At 49.4% G+C, this 14,952-nt stretch carries 9 protein-coding genes; all 9 read right to left on the reverse strand.

The annotated features are described in order from the left end of the window. Window positions 1-194 precede the first annotated feature (194 nt). The 9 genes from B5F78_RS13620 to B5F78_RS17335 all read right to left on the reverse strand — a co-directional run bounded on the left by B5F78_RS13620 (window position 195) and on the right by B5F78_RS17335 (window position 14,932). The gene (locus tag B5F78_RS13620) at window positions 195-1,685 is read right to left on the reverse strand and encodes a type II toxin-antitoxin system HipA family toxin (protein WP_087406977.1); all 1,491 of its coding nucleotides are present in this window, start codon (window positions 1,683-1,685) and stop codon (window positions 195-197) included. An 8-nt stretch (window positions 1,686-1,693) separates the two neighbouring features. Then, window positions 1,694-2,002 carry a helix-turn-helix domain-containing protein gene (locus B5F78_RS13625; RefSeq protein WP_087251738.1) on the reverse strand — a complete coding sequence of 103 codons (309 nt, stop codon included), beginning with the start codon at window positions 2,000-2,002 and terminating at the stop codon, window positions 1,694-1,696. 491 nt (window positions 2,003-2,493) lie between these two features. Next, window positions 2,494-4,752, reverse strand: a complete 2,259-nt coding sequence (locus tag B5F78_RS13630; RefSeq protein ID WP_087406971.1) for a DUF6055 domain-containing protein — start codon at window positions 4,750-4,752, stop codon at window positions 2,494-2,496. A gap of 20 nt (window positions 4,753-4,772) precedes the next feature. Next, window positions 4,773-5,150: a BACON domain-containing protein gene (locus tag B5F78_RS13635; RefSeq protein WP_162608557.1), complete on the reverse strand. Its 378-nt coding sequence runs from the start codon at window positions 5,148-5,150 to the stop codon at window positions 4,773-4,775. Between the two features lie 192 nt (window positions 5,151-5,342). Further along, window positions 5,343-6,872 carry a DUF4859 domain-containing protein gene (locus tag B5F78_RS13640; protein WP_087406973.1) on the reverse strand — a complete coding sequence of 510 codons (1,530 nt, stop codon included), beginning with the start codon at window positions 6,870-6,872 and terminating at the stop codon, window positions 5,343-5,345. A 28-nt stretch (window positions 6,873-6,900) separates the two neighbouring features. Then, a complete protein-coding gene (locus B5F78_RS13645; RefSeq protein WP_087406974.1) occupies window positions 6,901-8,601 on the reverse strand; it encodes a RagB/SusD family nutrient uptake outer membrane protein in 1,701 nt (566 codons plus the stop codon). A 12-nt stretch (window positions 8,602-8,613) separates the two neighbouring features. Continuing rightward, window positions 8,614-11,709 carry a SusC/RagA family TonB-linked outer membrane protein gene (locus B5F78_RS13650; RefSeq protein ID WP_087406975.1) on the reverse strand — a complete coding sequence of 1,032 codons (3,096 nt, stop codon included), beginning with the start codon at window positions 11,707-11,709 and terminating at the stop codon, window positions 8,614-8,616. A gap of 138 nt (window positions 11,710-11,847) precedes the next feature. Beyond that, window positions 11,848-14,265: a glycoside hydrolase family 127 protein gene (locus B5F78_RS13655; RefSeq protein WP_443105092.1), complete on the reverse strand. Its 2,418-nt coding sequence runs from the start codon at window positions 14,263-14,265 to the stop codon at window positions 11,848-11,850. Between the two features lie 496 nt (window positions 14,266-14,761). Further along, window positions 14,762-14,932: a hypothetical protein gene (locus B5F78_RS17335; protein WP_158098142.1), complete on the reverse strand. Its 171-nt coding sequence runs from the start codon at window positions 14,930-14,932 to the stop codon at window positions 14,762-14,764. Window positions 14,933-14,952: the final 20 nt, after the last annotated feature.

Genomic DNA, 14,952 nt, shown 5'->3' on the forward strand with positions numbered 1-14,952 from the left:
TTTACGCATAAAGTCATAGGTTTTATTAAGTTATTTCTTTCATTTACAAATTTAATAATTCTCTTGGCTTTATGCTATTTTGCTAGCACATTACAAACATAGGAACTAACTTGTAGGGGCAGGGTCTGCCTGCCCGAAAAAAATGGAACATAGAGACACGAAGGCACAGAGTTTATTTTTTAGTGAATGTCAATTTACAGACCAAAATATTTCTCAACCATATCTTTGAGCTGTTCAGATGACAGATTTGCTATTCCAATCGATTCAATAAGAGAAAACTCTTCCTTGTTTTTACCCATAACGAACTTTCGTTCATTACCATCTATTTCGGCGAGCAGATGGAAATTTCCTTTAAAAGCCTGCTCCATCCGGATGTTCTTTACGATATGTCTGTTGATGGTTATTTCAGATGCATGTGTAGCTTCTTCCAACTCACCCCAAGACCTCAAATGATTGGCTATAGTTGTTTCAATCCGTCCTATCCACTGCTCAGCAACACCATATTTTGAAGCGACCGTACGGAATTGTTTCAGACTGTCTGCTACTTCACGTATCACTGCATCAGGCCGGCGTATGCCATTGTCTTTAGCAAACTGGATGACATCATCCCGTGTAATATCCCGAAGTTTGGCGCGGATATACAGACAGTGCTCTTCATTGGGCAAAAATCCTCCGTTGTCGAATATATAAGTGATATCGTATGCCGGAGACAGACGCCAGGAACCATCTTCACTCATAACAAATGAAAAATTCTTATTGTGGTCGTCCGTATTGTTGGCCAAGATATTGAATACCATCCGACGGAATACCTCAGAACAGTCAGCCTCGGGCAGATGAAGTTTCCGACATACTGCTATCAGCTGTTCGTAACTGTCGGCTTCGGGACGGATGGCAGCCAAAGTCTGGGTATGAACCTTCTTTCCATCCTTACGGTCGAAACGTCTGGTCATGAAATGATTATTTCCATCTACCTGATAGAGTTCAGATGGCATCATATTGATTCCTGCTATAGTAGCCAGTTCATAATAGGCCATCTCCAATTCTGCCGAACTATATTGAGAATTGCCGAATTTAATCAGACAGTAATCAAAGTCATCCAAGCCGGAAATCTGTCCGCTACGTATCTCTCCACTCTTTCGGTTGATGCCCACAATGGCTTTGGGTTGACGGCCACCTGCAGAAGTACCTACAGTAAGCAACGATTGCATGGTAATGGATTCTTCGGGTAGAATTCGTGCATTTTCTTTTTCTGTGAATATGCGCTCTGCCAGATTAGCCAAAGACTTGATATCTATTTTCCCTGCCTTGCGTTCTCGCGAAACTTCAGGTAGAAACTCGAGAGCTCCCATGCCACGTTTCCCAATGAACGAGAGCTTGTCAAGGGGAGTAATGTCTGCATTGGACAGATGGTTCTGTTGACGCCACAAATCAAACAACTGATTACCCCAGGCATCAGGCAATGAATCGGCTACAAAAGCAGGTAATTTCTGATAAATTTTAGCATCTTCTCCCCAGATAGGCATAAGACCTCTTGCCCCATCTATCGGTGCTGCCAATGGAGATATATTCAGACCTTTCTTCAGAAAGACGGGGTTATACGTGAAGTAGGACAATCTGCGTTTGGTATCCCAAGCCAACCGGCCTATTTCTTCACCCCAAAGCATTACTCTTAAAGATTGTACCATAGTTCGTATCATTTGGAGTGTCTTACGCGCTGTGTCTTTTTATCGTCTTTACGCATCAGGTAAGGAGATTCTGGTAGCTCTGGAAGAATATGGTCTATCATGTTGATCTGCCCAACGACTTTCAGCAACACGATAAATGTGGACAATGAAATATTGCCTGCAGTGCCGTTCTCAAATTTGTGGATGGTGGTAAGTCCAATTCCCGATTGCTCGGAAACATCTTTCTGAGTAAGATTACAGCGTATTCTGTATTCCTTAAACCGGGCACCTAATAGCCTTACAATCTCGGGAGTAGAGTATTCATAAAAGTCTGCCATATTTTCCATATTTATATATCATTATAATGATAATTAAATACACTTTTATATATTAATCTTCATTATAATGAATGTTACAAATACAAAACTACAAAATTAATCTGATTAGAACGAACTTCTCTGAGAAAACTTTAATAATTAAATGAAAAGAAAGATTAGTGAATTCACGTTAGGGTAAGTAAATTTCAGTGTGTGGCTTGGGTAAAAGATGGTGGGGTCTGCCTGCCCGAAAAAATGGAACACAGAGACACGAAGGCACAGAGTTTATTTTTAATGAATGTCCGCATCTTGCCGGTTAACCTGTAAGGGCAGGGTCTGCCTGCCCGAATGCATTCACGTGGATGCATACGGGCGGGCGAACCCCGCCCCTACATGGACTGTTGCGAATATTCATTTCAAGCAAAAGCGCAGCGAGAGTGTTGTTTGGCTTTGTGTCCTTTTGCCTTCTCTACTATAACCTCTGCGTCTTTGCATCTCCGCGTTCGATTTCTTTATAAAATTCGTATATTGAATACGAAGGTAGCAGTGTATTGCGTGCCGTTCAGGGTGTAGACCAGTGCTTCCCGGATGGTGTAGGTGTCGCCTGCGGTGCAATGGTCGGGGAATTGCCCGATGGTGAAGGTAAACGTATCCTTGTTGAATTCCGAGTAGACGTAGCTGTCGTCTCCCCAGCCGATGGCGTTCCCTGCCTTATCGTACCAGAACCCTAAGCCGTTGGCGGTGCAGTTGTATTCCAGCGAGCCGTCTGCCTGCACGGCGGCAAAGGCGATTTGTCCCTCTGCGGGCGTAGCGTTTGCCTCCATGATTTTCGAGGCAATCAGGCTGGGCTGCATCACGAATGCCTGTGCCAGTTCCTCCATGTCCCCTTCGTTGATGACGCTGACGGTTGTTCCCGTGTAGTCACCGTTGGTAGTGGCGGGGAAGCTTAGGTCGTAAGTAAAGGTTACATCCGTTGGCTGGGCGTCCGGATCTATTACAACCGAACCCAATAAGTCTGTGCCGTTGAATTTCACTTTATAAGGCCATTGCTCGTCGGTCAGGTCCTTTTCGTCCCACGGATGGGCTTTGTAAGTCTTCGGGGCTGCTTGCACGATGAAGTACAGTTGCTCCGTTCCGGCAGGAACCGTGAAGCTGGCGTTGCCCGCTTCGGCTGCATACCGTTCGCTGTATACCCGTGTGCCGCCGCTGGTCAGGGCTACAAAGCCATAGCTCCAGCCCGCGTCCGATGCTGCGCCTATATTATTATAGGTGTTCACCGTACCCGCCACTGCTTCCGTGTCCATGTATTCGCCCGGGTCGTCTGCAGCCAAAGGGCTTCCAGGCATCAGTCCTTCAAAGTCGGCCGATACGGTCGTTTGTCCTTCGGGCACGTTGAGGGCGATGACATTGAATCCGGTTGTTTCGGGGCAGTCGGCGTATGCCACCTGGTAATAACCGTCCGCTGTCGGGTAGAGCATCGTGCTGTAACGTCCCAAGTAGCCGTCCGAGTATTCACGGATGCCGTCGATGTCGAAGGTGGCCATGCGTGCGGCGTAGTCATACAGTTCCTCTTTCATCGTTTCCCAACTGTTGTTGGCATACAGGCGCATGTAAGCCGCGATGGCGTCTTCCGGCGCGTGCGAGTTCTTCCATACGTTTGCCACCGCGTCGTCCCCGTGCTTGTCCGTCCAGTAGGTTTGCAGCCAGTAGCTGGCGTAGCGCATCCATTCGTGTTCGAAGTGGCGGTGGTTGTTTGCCAGCCATACGTCGAAGTTGTAGGTGGTGAACATCTCCTCGGGATAGTCTTGGAACGATTGCCACTGCGCGCATTGTTCCCAGAAGCCGTTTCCTCCGTTGCTGCCTTCATAGCCGTAGCGGAATCCGGTCTGGAAGTCATTCGCCTCGCCTTGGTACACCTTGTCGCAATACACCTGGTATTGGAAGCTGTGGCCTATTTCGTGGGCGATGGTCGAGCCTACGGGCTGGCAAGTGCTGGGGTTCACCCACAGTGCGCCGATTACGTCATCGTAACCCGATCCGGTAGCCAGCCATTCTTCCTGGTAAAGCAGGTAGATTTCCATCTTGTACTGGTCCAGGCTCGATTTGCCTTGTCCCGTCTCGGCGAAGCCTAACTTCTCGATGTTGGTCTGGTAGAACTGTTCGGCTTTCTCCAGCAGGTCATCGATGTCCACCCGCATGTTCGCCGGAACGGTTTCAGCATTGGGGTCGTCGCCAAAGCCCGCTTCCCAGAACACGAAGAAGTGTTCGCTCTGCTTCGAGCGGAACCACGACCATTGTGCGTCGCTGCGCAGCATGTCCATCGAGGCGAACTCGGCAGGCTTATAGTACTTTTCGAAGTCTTCTATCTCCGATTCGTCCATGATTTGTAAGTCCGAGCCACTTTGGGTTACGGTGATTTCCTTTTGTGCCGTATGGCAAGTGATGGTAATCGTAGCGGTACGTGTGGCTCCGGTAGTGTTCTCTTCCATAGAGAAACTCAATGTGTTAACGCCTCCGGTATCTCCATCATTTTCCAGCGTGAGCCACCCGTCTTCATTGCCTGCCGTGACAGTAGCTTTCCAGATGGCACGGGCAGTCAGTTCTATTTCATAAGAAGTGGTTTCTGCGTCTACCGATATGTTCATGTCTTCTTCGGCTATGGCGAGCAGATAGTCTGCCGAATATTCTTCTTCATCGTCTTTACAACTGGTGAAGTAGAAAGCGAAGATAGCAGTGAAGCATAACAGTAGCCAATTTAGCTTTGTTGTCATAATCCATTTTTGTTAGATGGTTAATTACTTTGTGTCACGGTAATCACTTTTTGTGCCGTGTGGCAAGTGATGGTGATGGTGGCAGTACGGGTAGCTCCCGTTGTGTTTTCCGCTACGTCGAAAGCCAAGGTGTTATATCCTCCCGTGTCGCTTCCGGTAGTCAGGGTAATCCATTCTTCACCACTGTCTGTTGTAACAGTAGCTTTCCAAATGGCGCGGGCTACTATTCCCACTTCGTATGAACTGGCTTCAGCAGGGGCTGAAATGTTCAGGTTTTCTTCGGCGATGTTGAGAAGGTAATCTGCAGAGTATTCTTCCTCATCATCGTTACAACTGGTGATGCTTACGGCAAAGAATGCCATAAACAGTATCAATAGCCAATTAGATAATTTTGTCATAGTCATTATATTTTTAAGATTTGTGTGTAGGAGCGATATACCCCGACATTATTCTCACCGAAGGTCTGTCATAATTGAGAAACTGAACACAGAGGCAAAAAGATGCAACGAAACTATTTTTATGTATCAATGAAAAAGCTTTATGCCTTTGTGCTCAGTTCCATTTAGATTTACCCTCGGAGGGCTTCTTGCTTATTCAGCCGCTTCCGGGTCTACCTGGAAGTTGATGTTCACCGTAACTTTGCCTCCGTTACACGTAATGATGTACGTGGTAGTCAGCGTAGTTCCGGCTGTAGGCGAAACATTTTCCGGATGGTTGCCGCCATACAGGTAGAGTTCTGTTTCGCTGGTGCCTAAGCTAACCCAGCAGAGACCGTCGGCATATGCGGCAGATGAACCGTCAGCAGCCAGCCAGTATCCCGGCACATCGGCAGTGTATTCGGGTTCTTCCGCTGTTTCCGTCTGGCAGTAAATCTTCAGGTCGCCCGATACACGTGCGCTGTGTATTTGATACGTGGTCATCTTGAATGCCTGGCGGAGCGTTTCGCGTACATCTACTTGTACAGGAGCGAAGTCGTTCGTGTAGTTCTTTTGCAAGTTTACATCGATGGTCAGTTCTTCGGGTTCACCTTCGGGAGCGGTTTCCGGGTCTTGGTAAGCCACGATGTTTACGGTGATTTCCATCATCGCAATCTTGTTGTTAGCCAAGAAGCCGTACTTCACGGTGTACGAGTCGCCCACGGCGCAGTTGCCCGGATATTGTCCGATGCCGATTTCGTCTACAGGCCAGCCGTCACCGCCATACGATGTATAAACGCGTGAGTTTTCACTATAGGCATTTGCGCCACCGTCTGCATCGTACCAGAATCCGTTGGTTCCGGCATTGGTCTCTTGGGCATAGCTGCCGTCTGCCTGTACGCCAAGGTAGCCTTCTATTTCGTCCATCGAAGCGATACCCAACGCTGCGGTCACTTGGTCGGGGTCAAACTTCACGTTCACCATGTCGTAGGTACTTGCCGGGTTCATATCCAAGGTGAGTTGTTGCGTATTGGCTATTTCTGCCGTTACGTCACCCCGTTCGGTCAAGATGTACGTAATGGCTACCGCTACACGCTTGTCTTCGTAAGAGAGGCATTCGTATACCGTCCATTCTTGCGGGGTGGTGAATGTGTTGGGATTCTGACCAATATTGAAGTAATTGTTTTCATCTTCGTCATCTGGGAATCCTTGCCATTCACAATAGAAAGAAAGCGTACCTAATGCGCTCAAATCATTCCATGTCCCGGCATCGCCATTGTTGTCAAACCAGTGTCCCCACACACCGTTGGTGGTGCTTCGGTTCAGTGTATAGTCTTGGTGGGTGCTGGCTTGGATGGCGAATCCATTGATGGTAGGCGCGCCGGTGTCTTGGTTGATACCTGCCAACACTTCTTCTTCGGTCAGTCCGAAGCATTCGGCAATGGCTGCGATATCAATATCAAGGCGTTGCGTAGTATAGGTAGTGGCAAAATAATCTGTTACGGTGTATTCCAGTATCAAGTCGGCATTGATTTGCTGGCGCAGTGCCTCGGCAATGGAGTCTTGCCGGCGGATTTCTTCCATTTCGTCATCGGTCAAGATGTGCAAGCCCGTAATTTCGTCCATATCGTAGTCGCCACAAGCAGTGACTCCTGTAAGGAACAGGAAGGCGGGCAATAGAAATATGTAATATAGTTTTTTCATAAGGATAAATGATTAAAAAGGTTGATGGTTATTTTGCTCCCGTATAGCCCGGATTCTGTTCGATGGTGGTGTTGGTACGCATCACGCTTTCCGGAATCGGGAAGATGTTCCAGTGGTCGGTAGTGACGGCATCCTTGCAGAAGTAAGACTTGCCGTTGAACACGTTGCGTCCGTCTGCCATCTTGAAGCGGATCATGTCCTGACGGCGGTGCTCTTCACAAGCGAACTCCCAACCTAAGTCGTCGAACAAGCCGCCCAACTCGATGTCATCGCCACCTTCGTAAGTGCTGATGTAGTTGCTCCAGTCGTTGTAAGCTATCGGCTCATACTCGCTGTGTCCGTAGGCATATACGCTTCCGCCTTTCAGGTCGGCTACGGTGCGGGTGGCTTCCGCCAACGATTCAAACGAACGTTTGCGGACTTCTGTTACCAAGTCGGCTGCGGTCTGTTCGTCGCGTCCCAAGCGCAGCAAGCATTCCGCCTTGATGAACATGGCATCCGCCAGGCGGAAGATGACCAAGTCGTCCGAGGTAGTTCCCCAGTTACCTCCTCCTACTATCTCGTACTTGTGCAGGCGGTAACCTTCTTGCTGGTAGGCACCGTCGATGGAGTGCACGTTCTTGTTGTAGTTCAGGTAACCCGTGCCCGACCAGTCATCGGCCGTAAAGGGGATGGGGTCGCCCGCATTGGGGGTATATGTACCGTCGGCATTCTCTACGGCGTAGTGCTGCAAATCCATTGCCCAGGTATCAGCCAAACGTTTGTCGTTGGCGGAATAGGTATCGATAAACTGCGGGATGGCGCACGAACCGTTGGTGGCGGTAGCGGTGCTGGCGTAAGCATCCATACCGGCTTGCGGCATGACGTAGGTCATCAGGTTGAAGTTGACGGCATGGGTACGGTCGCCCGGTACGCAGAAAATGATTTCGGGATTACCTTCCAGATTTTCGCGGAAATTGTCTTTGTAGTTGGGTGCCAACTCAAAGCCTCCTTCGGTCAGGACGGTTTCTACTTCTGCCAAGGCGTCTTCATAGCCTTGGTTGTCGTTGGTGCCCAAGTAAACGTTTTTGTTCAAGTACAGCTTGGCAAGTGCCATACATACGGCGTACTTGTTGCCCCAGCCGTGGATGTAATCGGTGGTGATGACATCTTTGATGTCGTTCAGTTCGCTGACGCAGAAATTATAGATTTCCTCTCCCGACACCTGTTCGGGCACGTAACCATCGGGATTGTTCATTGTGGTCTGCAGCGGAATGTTGCGGAAAAGGTCTAACAAGTGGTAGTAAGTTAGGGCACGGAAGAAACGCATCTGTGCGCGGTCTTCTACATTATCTTCGGGCAGGTTGTCCAGTACCATGTTACAATAGTTGATACAATTGTACGCATAACCCCAATTGTTTTCCGACAAACCGAAGTTGTAATCCCAATTGTGTTTGTGTCCGTTGATGTAAACGTCACCCCAGCCGATACCAATGCGCAGGGGAACCATGTACTGGTCAGTGCAGATTTCCAACTGATGGAACAATCCAAACCAACTGGTATGCAGGTATCGGTATTGGGCGATGGCTTGGCCTTCCAACAACTGGATGTCATCCGGGTTGGTCAGGTCAATGTTCGTGTCGTTCAAGTCGCTATAGAGGGTCTCGGTCAGGTCGGTACATGATGTTGTCACATTCAGGCTGCAGCCGACGAACATTCCTAACAATATGTTTTTAACTATCTTTTTCATGGTGTTCATTCGTTAAAAGTTAAGCGTTAAACCTACCGTGTACGAACGGGTAGTAGGGTATTTATCCTGGTAGTCGATGCCCGGTGTCTGGAAAGCATTATCTACCTCCGGGTCTAATCCGGAGTAACCAGTGATGCAGAAAACGTTGCTTGCCGATGCATAGATACGCAGGTTGTTGATATAATCCTTTATCTTGCCTTTCAGCGGCAGGGTGTAACCCAAGGTGATGTTGCTCAGCTTCAGGAAGTCGCCGTTTTCCAAGTGGTCGCTCGAGAAATATTGGGCGGCTGTATTCGAGAGACGTACCATCTTTTGGTTGCCGTCGGCATCCAATACGGGCGTGCCGTCCAAGTTGATGGCGGGACGCAGGTCGTAAGCTGTCTTCAGGCGGTTGTAGGCGATGGAGTTGTTTTCATAGAAACAACGCCATGCGTTCAGAATCTTGTAACCGAATTGTCCGGTAAACTGCAAGTTTAAGTCAATGCCTTTGTAGTTAAAGGTATGTCCCCACCCCAAATAGACTTTCGGCAGTCCGTTGCCCAGACGTTGGCGGTTTTCCATCACATTGTGGTTTGTGTTGAATTCTTCATTCACCCAACCTCCGTTGCCGTCACTTACTTGTACGATGGGTACTCCGTTTTCGCTGACTCCTACGTATTTCAGCCCCCAAAACTCGCCTAAACTGTGGCCTACTTCCATATAGTGGGTCGGTGTGCTGATGGGTTCGCCCAATCCGCCATATAATTCGTGAAAGTCATCGGTCTCGTACAAAGTGTTACTCAGTTTGAGCAGCTTGTTTTTGTTGTGCGAAAGGGTCAGGGTGGTGCTCCACTCGAAATCCTTGGTCCGGACGGGTACACCGGTCACCATGACTTCCACACCTACGTTACGTATATCACCTACATTGGCAAGGGTATAGCCATACAAATTGGGCGGTACAGGTACGCTATATGAGTACATCAAGTCGGAAGTCTTACGGTGATAGACATCAATGCTACCGGAGAGGCGTTCATCCAGCACACTCCAGTCTAAACCGAAGTTCCATTCACGGGTGGTTTCCCATTTCAGGTCTTTGTTGGGATTCTGTATAACTTCCAATGTTTGGATCCAATTTCCGCTTTGGTCTTGGATGTCACCGTAGGGAGCGATGTCGTAAAGGTATTGTGCCCGATAAGAACTGGTTGGGGTGATACCGGTCACACCGTACCCTATGCGCAGTTTCAGGTTGTTCAGCCAAGAGCGGGTCTTTTCCATAAACGGTTCGTTGCTGATGGTCCATCCCAACGAAACGGAGGGGAAGGTAGCCCACCGGTTGTTTGCACCGAATTTGCTGGATCCTTCGTGGCGGATGCTGAGCAGGGCGTTGTAGCGGTTGGCGTAGCCGTAGCTGACACGGGCGAAGAAACCAACAAGGGTGTCATCGTATGCGTCAGAGCCCATGCCCGCATGGCGGTCTTCTTCGGTCAGAAGCGTACCCAGTCCCAAGTTGTTGTAGAGGTAAGCTACCGAAGGGAAGTTTCCGTTGCTGGCAGAGAAACCATCGTACTTGTTGTAGAGGTAGCTGTAACCTACCAACCCTTCGAAGCGGTGTTCGCCCCATGTATGGTTGTAGCGCGAAGTGATTTCCAAAGTCTGGCTGCGATAGTTGCCTTCGCTCTTCGAAGCGGAACCGTTGTAGTTGTCTTCTTTCGCCAAGGTGTAATAGTCCGGATAAGTGAACGACTGGCTGACGCTTGCCGATTCGTTCAACGAGAGCATCACATTGGTCTGCCATCCCTTAATGGGTTCTACGGTGACGTTACCCGTCATTTGGTAGAAACGGACGCGGGTATCGCCTTCGTATTCGTTCTGGATTTCCACCGGATTGATGTAGTTCAGGCGGTTGAAGTTTTCGTAATAGGTTCCGTCTTCGTTATAGATGGGTTCCGACGGGTTACGGATAATCGCCTGGCGGTAAGCGTAGGTATTGTTGTTCAACGAATACTTCTGTCGGCTGATCAAGGCGTTGAAGTTGAACTTCAGTTTGTCGTTCCAAGCGTATTGGGTAAAGTCCAACTGCATCTTCAGGTTTTCGTTGTCGCTCTTGCGCATGATAGCTTCATCGTTGCTGTAAACGACGTTGGCGGAGTAAGTAGAGGTTTTCGTACCACCGTTCATAGAAAGCGAATGGTTGTGCTTGAAGCCCGCCTTGCGGCTGATGGCTTTCAGCCAGTCGGTGTCGTAGCCTTCGTAGGTATAGGCGGTACGTCCGTAGATGATGTCATGCGTATCCATGAACTCCGGTGTGTCTGTCCATTTCGAGAACGATACGTAACCCGAATAAGTGATGTCGGCTTTCTGGTCGCGGCGTCCGGTCTTGGTGGTAATCAAGATGACACCGTTGGCACCACGGGTACCGTAGATGGCGGCAGCCGAAGCGTCTTTCAGTACGTCGATGGAAGCGATGTTTTCGGGCGCTACGGTGGTGAGGTCGCCTTCGATACCGTCTACCAAGATAAGCGGGTTGGTGTTACCCGACACGGTATTGATACCACGCAGCATGATGGAAGAGGTAGCCGTCGGGTCACCGCTAGAGTTGGTGACGCTCAGACCGGCAATCTTTCCTTTCACCAGTTCGGCGGCATCGGTAATCTTACCTACTGTAAAATCTTCTGCTTTCACCGAAGCCACGGCACTGGTCACATCACCCTTGCGCTGCGTACCGTAACCGATGACTACGACTTCGTCCATCATTTCGGCGTTTTCTTGCAGGGTAATGGTTTGTCCGGCCTTTACTTCGCTTGCCTTCATTTCGATGGTCTTGTAGCCGATGTAGCTGATGACCAAGGTAGCGTTGGGTGCTGTCTTCAGCGAGAATTTGCCGTCCATGTCCGTAATCGTACCGTTGGCCGTTCCTTTCTCTACGATGTTGGCTCCGATGATGCTTTCACCGTTCGAGTCTACCACCTGCCCGCTGACGGTCCGTGTTTGTTGGGCAGCTATCACAGCGGCTTCCGTGTTCCCTGCTTCGGCATACATTGCCAATGGCAACCCTGCTGCCAGCATGGTACAAGCGGCCACCTTCACCATTGCGCGACTGAATAACGCGCGGTTTCCATGTGTATCCATTCTGTTTGTATTTAAAGGTTAATAGTTAGTTAAGAATTAACAGTGAACAAGGAATAGCGGGAATAGCCATTCTTTGTTCCTGTTAATTATTCACTGTTAATTATTAATTATTAATTGTTCACTGCTAATTATTCACTGTCATTCTACTTTCCACTCTATCACTCCTCCCGACGTTCCTTCTTGCAGCTGTGCCACAATCATCAGGTCGGTGGTTTTCACGGGATGGAAGTCGAGGTGGTTGTAGCGGTCCTTATCGGTGGTGTAAGGGCTTTGCGCTTCCACTTCCTTCCATTGGTTGCCCTGTTTGTAGTAGAGCTTCCACGAGGCGGGCGTGCGGAAGTTTCCGTCGTAGTGGTCGAAATCCAGCCAGTACACGTCTACGGATTTTACCTCGGTGGGTTGACTGAAGCGGTAGCACACATTCTCTTTCGAGCCTTGGCGCAGCCACCAGTAATGGTAGGGCTTGGAAGTATCGCTCGAACGTTTCGGTTCCCACTGGTCGTTGTAGCCCCATGCCCATTGCAGGTTGCTGGTGGCTGCGGGCACATCGGTGGTAGCTTGGGTAGGAAGCGAGTACATCTGTGCCTTGCTGGCTATGGTCGGTTCGGGTGTCGGGGTAGCGTATTCCTTGGATTCGGGAATCCATACTTCCATCTGGTCGGCACCGCGGTTGTTCCAGGTAGAGTAGGGGATGGCGCGGAAGGTCAGGTCTTTCACCGAGCCGTCGCGTTCCACTTCCTTGGCAGCCCCGCTCAATACCATCACGCCGTTGAGCAGGTTGGCTTCGTAGGTGGCGTCAATCTGTGTGTCGGGGGTGATGAACTTGTTAAACACGGTGCTGTCGGGTTGGTCTTTGCCTTCCAGGCAGAATACGATAGGTCCGCGTTCCAGTGCCAGCATGCCACGGTCTACTTCTACCGAGTCGTTCGCCTGGATGCGACGTACGTCCATCGGAAGATCCAGCTCGATAACATCGCCTGCCTTCCAGCTACGGACCAAGGTTTCATAGCCATCACCTTCGGCAGCCCGTGCCGACGAGCCGTTTACTTTCAAGGTATATTTCTTAGGAGCATCGGTATAAGCGTAGAGGTCGGATGCTACCGGAGCACTCTTTGCCCAGCTGGGGATGCGCAGGCGGATGGCGAACTCTCCTTCTTTATCAGGCGTCACCTTAATGGCTATCTTACCGTTCCAAGGATATCCGGTGGTCTGTTCCAGTGTGACGTGGGTGCTGTCGGCAAGCTGCATCTCGGCTTTACCTTGTATATAGAGGTTGACGTAGATATCGTTCTGCTGGGTGGCGTAGGCATAGTTGGGCACGGAAGCGATGAAGCGGGTCACATTACCCGGGCAACAAGCACAACCGAACCAACGTTGGCGTTCGTGCTGCCCCATCGATTCCAGCGGATTGTCGTAGAAAAACTTGTCGCCACTGAGCGAAACGCCGCTGATGACACCGTTGTAAAGTGCACGTTCCAGCACGTCGATGTATTTCGATTCGCCTGTGGCAAGGAACATGCGGTAGTTCCAGTACACGTTGGCGATGGAAGCGCAAGTCTCACAATAGGCGGTGTGGTTCTGCAGTTCGTAATTCAGTCCGAAGCCTTCGCCTTGTGCACGCGACCCCATGCCGCCAGTGATGTATAGCTTCTTGCTTACGAGGTTGTCCCACAGGCGGGTCAAGGCATGGAAATAAGCCGTATCATGAGTAAGGGCTGCCACATCTGCCACACCCGAATAGAGGTAGCCGGCACGTACGGCGTGGCCCACGATTTCGTCTTGTTGCAGGATGGGCTTATGGTCTTGGCTGTATTCGCTCAGCTTGTGCCCGTCGGTGCCCCGCCCGGTTTCTTCGACGAAGTATTTCGCCATGTCGAGGTATTTCCGGTCGCCCGTCACCTTATATAATTTGCAGAGTGCCATCTCTACGATGGGGTGTCCGCTGGGGCGGTGTATCTGTCCTTCCTTCGGTCCGAAGGTCTTGCAGACGAGGTCGGCATTCTTGATAGCGACATCCAGGAAGGTACGCTTGCCGGTAGCACGGTAATGGGCGACGGCTGCTTCGTACATGTGTCCGCTGTTGTACAGCTCGTGGCTGTTGATTTTTTCCCATTTCGAGCGTCCCCACCATCCGGAGAGACGATAACATTTATTGGTGACGCAGGTAGTAAGATAACCGTCCGGTTCTTGCGCCGCGGCAATGATGTTGATGACGCTGTCCAGGTAATGGTCCAGTTGCGGGTCATATTTCACCGCGAGCGAATACGATGCCCCTTCTATTACCTTATAAGGATCGGTATCGTCGAAAGAAAAATCACCCCGGTGCTCTCCTTTTTTCAGTCCGGCGGCAATGGCGAAGTTATCAAATCGTCCGTTTTTCTCACATTCTTTAAATGCGGAGGGGATGGACACAGTGCGGTTGGTCTCAATGCGGGGCAACCAGAAGCTATCGCTCAGGTGCACCTGAGTGAACGGCACTTCCTGAATGGGAGCATCGGGCTGGATATAGGCAGGTTTGCCACACGAAGTGACTCCCAACGCTACAAGTCCGCTCATCAGTGTTAACAGATAGTTCTTCATATTATTATTTTTAAAATTTCATCTGCACAAATGTAGGAGGAAATCTGAAAACCGGATAAAAAGATAGTCCATACTTATAAGAAAATAGTCGTGTAGAGGTCTACAGAATATGCTGTACAGCACGTTTAAACAGGATATAGACGATTTTGTCATCTGTTTGGATGATTTTTACAGATGAATATATCCGCAAACCAATTGTTTTACTATGTTGTAAGAGATTGTTTTAATTTCTCCAACAAATTTGCTTAGCAGATACGAATCAATATATGATTGAATGGTTCAGGATCTGTTACAGGCTACCTTCTTTTTACGTTTTCCATATGAAAACCGTACGGTTTCCATATCGAGAACGTACGGTTTTCAATTGGAGAACGTACGGTTTTGATAGGAAAACCATAAAAGGATGCCGTCCGGATTGATAATACAACCCTATCAGAAACTCCAAATATTGGGAAGGATTTTGGGATTTTGATTAAGAAGCTGTTTTGAATTTCTCCAAAAAGTTTTTCTTGGCTTGATGTATCCGTTTTCGTGTGTGCTTTGGGCGATTTTTGGGTCCTTTTCGCTCCTGTTCTTCGTCAGATAGCCCGCTATCTTCCTCATCACAGAAGCAAAAATGCCTCAAAAACTCATCCCAAATCATCGCACGATAAATTCAAAACA

The sequence above is a fragment of the Bacteroides sp. An279 genome (genome assembly GCF_002159615.1).
Classification (GTDB): domain Bacteria; phylum Bacteroidota; class Bacteroidia; order Bacteroidales; family Bacteroidaceae; genus Phocaeicola; species Phocaeicola intestinalis.

Coding starts and splice junctions, on each gene's coding strand:
- B5F78_RS13620 (WP_087406977.1), bottom strand. CDS start 1,685: ATGGTACAATCTTTAAGAGTAATGCTTTGGGGTGAAGAAATAGGCCGG.
- B5F78_RS13625 (WP_087251738.1), bottom strand. CDS start 2,002: ATGGCAGACTTTTATGAATACTCTACTCCCGAGATTGTAAGGCTATTA.
- B5F78_RS13630 (WP_087406971.1), bottom strand. CDS start 4,752: ATGACAACAAAGCTAAATTGGCTACTGTTATGCTTCACTGCTATCTTC.
- B5F78_RS13635 (WP_162608557.1), bottom strand. CDS start 5,150: ATGACAAAATTATCTAATTGGCTATTGATACTGTTTATGGCATTCTTT.
- B5F78_RS13640 (WP_087406973.1), bottom strand. CDS start 6,872: ATGAAAAAACTATATTACATATTTCTATTGCCCGCCTTCCTGTTCCTT.
- B5F78_RS13645 (WP_087406974.1), bottom strand. CDS start 8,601: ATGAAAAAGATAGTTAAAAACATATTGTTAGGAATGTTCGTCGGCTGC.
- B5F78_RS13650 (WP_087406975.1), bottom strand. CDS start 11,709: ATGGATACACATGGAAACCGCGCGTTATTCAGTCGCGCAATGGTGAAG.
- B5F78_RS13655 (WP_443105092.1), bottom strand. CDS start 14,265: ATGAGCGGACTTGTAGCGTTGGGAGTCACTTCGTGTGGCAAACCTGCC.
- B5F78_RS17335 (WP_158098142.1), bottom strand. CDS start 14,932: ATGATTTGGGATGAGTTTTTGAGGCATTTTTGCTTCTGTGATGAGGAA.